The organism is Bacillus sp. S4 (genome assembly GCF_040838205.1).
Lineage (GTDB): Bacteria > Bacillota > Bacilli > Bacillales > Bacillaceae_G > Bacillus_A > Bacillus_A cereus_U.
Genome location: NZ_JBFPJI010000369.1, coordinates 1 through 2989, shown reverse-complemented (window position 1 = coordinate 2989; position 2989 = coordinate 1). Strand labels below are relative to the sequence as shown.

The following is a 2989-nucleotide window of genomic DNA, read 5'->3' as shown; positions in this document are numbered from 1 at the left end:
TCCTTAAGTGGAATAAAGTTAAGCAAAAATGAACATAATGATTGGTACAAACCGTAGTGAAGTGAGGGGTAGTGAATGTTATATCTACATGATGTATGGGTAAATTGGTTTGAAGGTGAAGAGAATGGGTATAACGTTTGTCATTTTTACGAATGGCGGAAAGATGATACGATTGAGCTATTAGATCAAGTGCCATTATTAAAAGTAGATGCCACATTATATCATTACATCGAGAACGAATTATTAGAGCTTCCGCAAAAATTATTGGAAGACGTATATCATAAGGCTTATATTCGTAAAAATCACGAACGTTTGCAACAAGAATATTGTTTTGTAGTTACAGATGGAAAAGGAATTATTGCGATTGATTCAATCGGCTATAATGTGCCAATTAGAAAAAGTAGGCTTATACCTCGTCAAGAGCAGATGGTATATGAGATGGTAGAGAATGTGCAAGCAGAAAAGTATGAGTTCCAAGTGGAAGAGATTGAAAAAGAACATCATATTTTATCGCCGTCGCCTTTCATTATGAACGGCCTAACTCGTAAAGAAAGACAGTTAAAACAATTATTATTTATGGCATTAGATCAATTACATACAACGAAAAATCCAGCTGAAATTCGCTATTGGTTCACAGAGTGGGATCCATCAGCGTACGGAATGGTCCAACATATGGAGTTTGAAGATGTTTGGGCTAAACTTTATGATGAAGCGAAAACTGGATGGTCTGAGAAGCACGAGCAATTATGTGAGCGCCTTGTAAAAGGACAGCCGTTTTTTGAAAAGTTATGGGAAATGGAAAATGAGCAGAAGGTAAATTAAAAAAAAACCGCCAATTGGCGGTTTTTTTTATGGAGGTGGCAAGAATGTTCGGTGGCTTCGCGCCTTCCTGCGAGGCAAAAAGCGCCTCTACGTCAGGAGCTCCATCCTCCTCACATTCTGAACGAGCCGCTTCCGCTTTATGTGGAATCTAGCTCCGGCTCCTAGCCCTTCGCGTCTAAGAACCTTCCCCACGAGAAGGTAAAAAGTACCTTCTGTGGGGAAGAACCTTATCCGTCAGGGCTAAGCAGTCGCCTCCGCTTTATAAATAAATCCAGCTCCAGCGGCAAGCTCTTCGTGTCTAAGAACCTTCCGCATAAGAAGGCAAAAAGCGCCTTTTATGCGAAAGAACCTTAGCCAGTCAGAGCTGAACGAGCCGCCTCCGCTTTATATGTTACCTACGTTTTCTGCTTAGTCCCATTGCGTTTTCTACTTTGCGTAGTTGTTTGAATGCAACGCGGTTTGCTTTTTCGGCACCTTTGTCTAGAATTTCGTCTAGTTCTGGGGAGTTGATTAGTTCGTTATATTTGTCTTGGATTGGACGAATTGCTTCTACGACTACTTGTGCTAGGTCACCTTTGAAGTCGCCGTATCCTTTTCCTTCGTACATTGCTTCTATTTCTTCTACTGTTTTTCCTGAGAATGAAGAGTAAATTGTTAATAAGTTAGAGATTCCAGGTTTGTTCTCTTTATCAAATTTAACGATGCCTTCAGAGTCAGTTACGGCACTTTTTATTTTCTTTTCGATTGTTTTTGGCTCATCAAGCATACTGATCATTGATTTTGGATTTGGATCAGATTTACTCATTTTTTTCGTAGGTTCTGTTAATGACATAACGCGAGCTCCTACTTTTGGAATACGAATTTCAGGAACTATGAACACTTCACGGAAGCGTTTGTTGAAACGCTCTGCTAGATCACGTGTTAATTCCATATGTTGCTTTTGGTCATCACCAACAGGCACGATTTCTGTGTTGTAAAGTAAAATATCAGCAGCCATTAATGGTGGGTATGTAAGTAATCCAGCTGGAACTGAATCTCTTCCTGAAGCTTTGTCTTTATATTGTGTCATACGTTCTAATTCTCCAACGTAAGCAACGGATTGCATAATCCATCCTAGTTGAGCGTGTGCTGGTACTTCTGATTGTACAAATAAAGTAGCTTTTTCAGGATCGATGCCGCATGCAACGTATAGCGCAGCAAGGCTGCGGATGTTTTTGCGAAGCCCTACAGGGTCTTGAGGTACTGTAATCGCATGTTGGTTTACAATACAGAAATAACAGTCGTGTTCGTTTTGAAGCTCTGTAAATTGCTTCATAGCTCCTAAATAGTTTCCAAGTGTAATTGTTCCGCTTGGCTGAATACCAGAAAAGATAACTGACATAAGTAATTCCTCCTAAAATTGAATGTGCGATGGGGAAGAGAAGGCATACAAAAAAGCCCATTCATCCCAAATTACATAGGGACGAATGGACCGCGGTACCACCCTAATTATTTCACAGCTGTGAAATCTCTCAAGATCCATAATAACGTCTGGATATAACGCCAAAGCCTACTACTTTCGGTTCGGTTTGGTGCTCAAAAGCCCATTCCATACTGTACAATTACTTGTTCACACCAGCCACAAGCTCTCTGAAATTGCCCCAATATGTACTCTTCTTTATCATCGCATACATATAAATTTATTGTTAACTGAGTCCTTTTAATATGAAAGAACTAAAGTTTTATAACAAAATGTTTTGCTGATTATTATATCATATGGAGCAGTGTTTGCAAACTACATCAAAATAGTAAAGCTAATGAGGATCGAGAACAACCCAAGTACGATACCGGTAATACAAATCGGATACGTCCATTTGAATGAATATGTTTTATAAATACGTTCTTTCTTATCGATAGGTTCCTCTGCTTCTTCAATTAAAGAGTCAATTTTTTTATTCGTACCAAATACTCTTTGGAATGCGTAAATTGTTACGTTAAAAAATCCATTTTGAAATATGAATAAAAAACCACCTATAAGAATAAAAATCAATGCAATATAGAATGAGATGTTGACAAAATTCAACAAAAACTGAGATGAAACGAGGAATGCGCCCACACTAGAAGCGATTATCGCAACCAAAAATAGTATACAAGTATGAAAAAAAACTTTATTCAAAATATTCCCCTC

At 38.6% G+C, this 2989-nt stretch carries 3 protein-coding genes and 1 other annotated feature; of the genes, 1 reads left to right on the top strand and 2 read right to left on the bottom strand.

All coding sequences use genetic code 11. The annotated features are described in order from the left end of the window. Window positions 1-75 precede the first annotated feature (75 nt). Window positions 76-822, top strand: coding sequence for a YjbA family protein (locus AB3X48_RS20220; protein WP_002030367.1), 747 nt, complete (start codon window positions 76-78; stop codon window positions 820-822). A 391-nt stretch (window positions 823-1213) separates the two neighbouring features. Here the strand turns inward: AB3X48_RS20220 and trpS are convergent, their stop codons facing one another. Further along, the gene (gene trpS / locus AB3X48_RS20215) at window positions 1214-2203 is read right to left on the bottom strand and encodes a tryptophan--tRNA ligase (RefSeq protein ID WP_002158892.1); all 990 of its coding nucleotides are present in this window, start codon (window positions 2201-2203) and stop codon (window positions 1214-1216) included. 74 nt (window positions 2204-2277) lie between these two features. Then, window positions 2278-2495: a binding site (T-box leader), on the bottom strand. A gap of 101 nt (window positions 2496-2596) precedes the next feature. Next, a complete protein-coding gene (locus AB3X48_RS20210; RefSeq protein ID WP_002158891.1) occupies window positions 2597-2977 on the bottom strand; it encodes a DUF3899 domain-containing protein in 381 nt (126 codons plus the stop codon). Window positions 2978-2989 lie beyond the last annotated feature (12 nt).

Excerpts from the sequence above, each read along its gene's own strand:
- trpS (WP_002158892.1), bottom strand. The coding sequence starts at position 2,203 with ATGTCAGTTATCTTTTCTGGTATTCAGCCAAGCGGAACAATTACACTT.
- AB3X48_RS20220 (WP_002030367.1), top strand. The coding sequence starts at position 76 with ATGTTATATCTACATGATGTATGGGTAAATTGGTTTGAAGGTGAAGAG.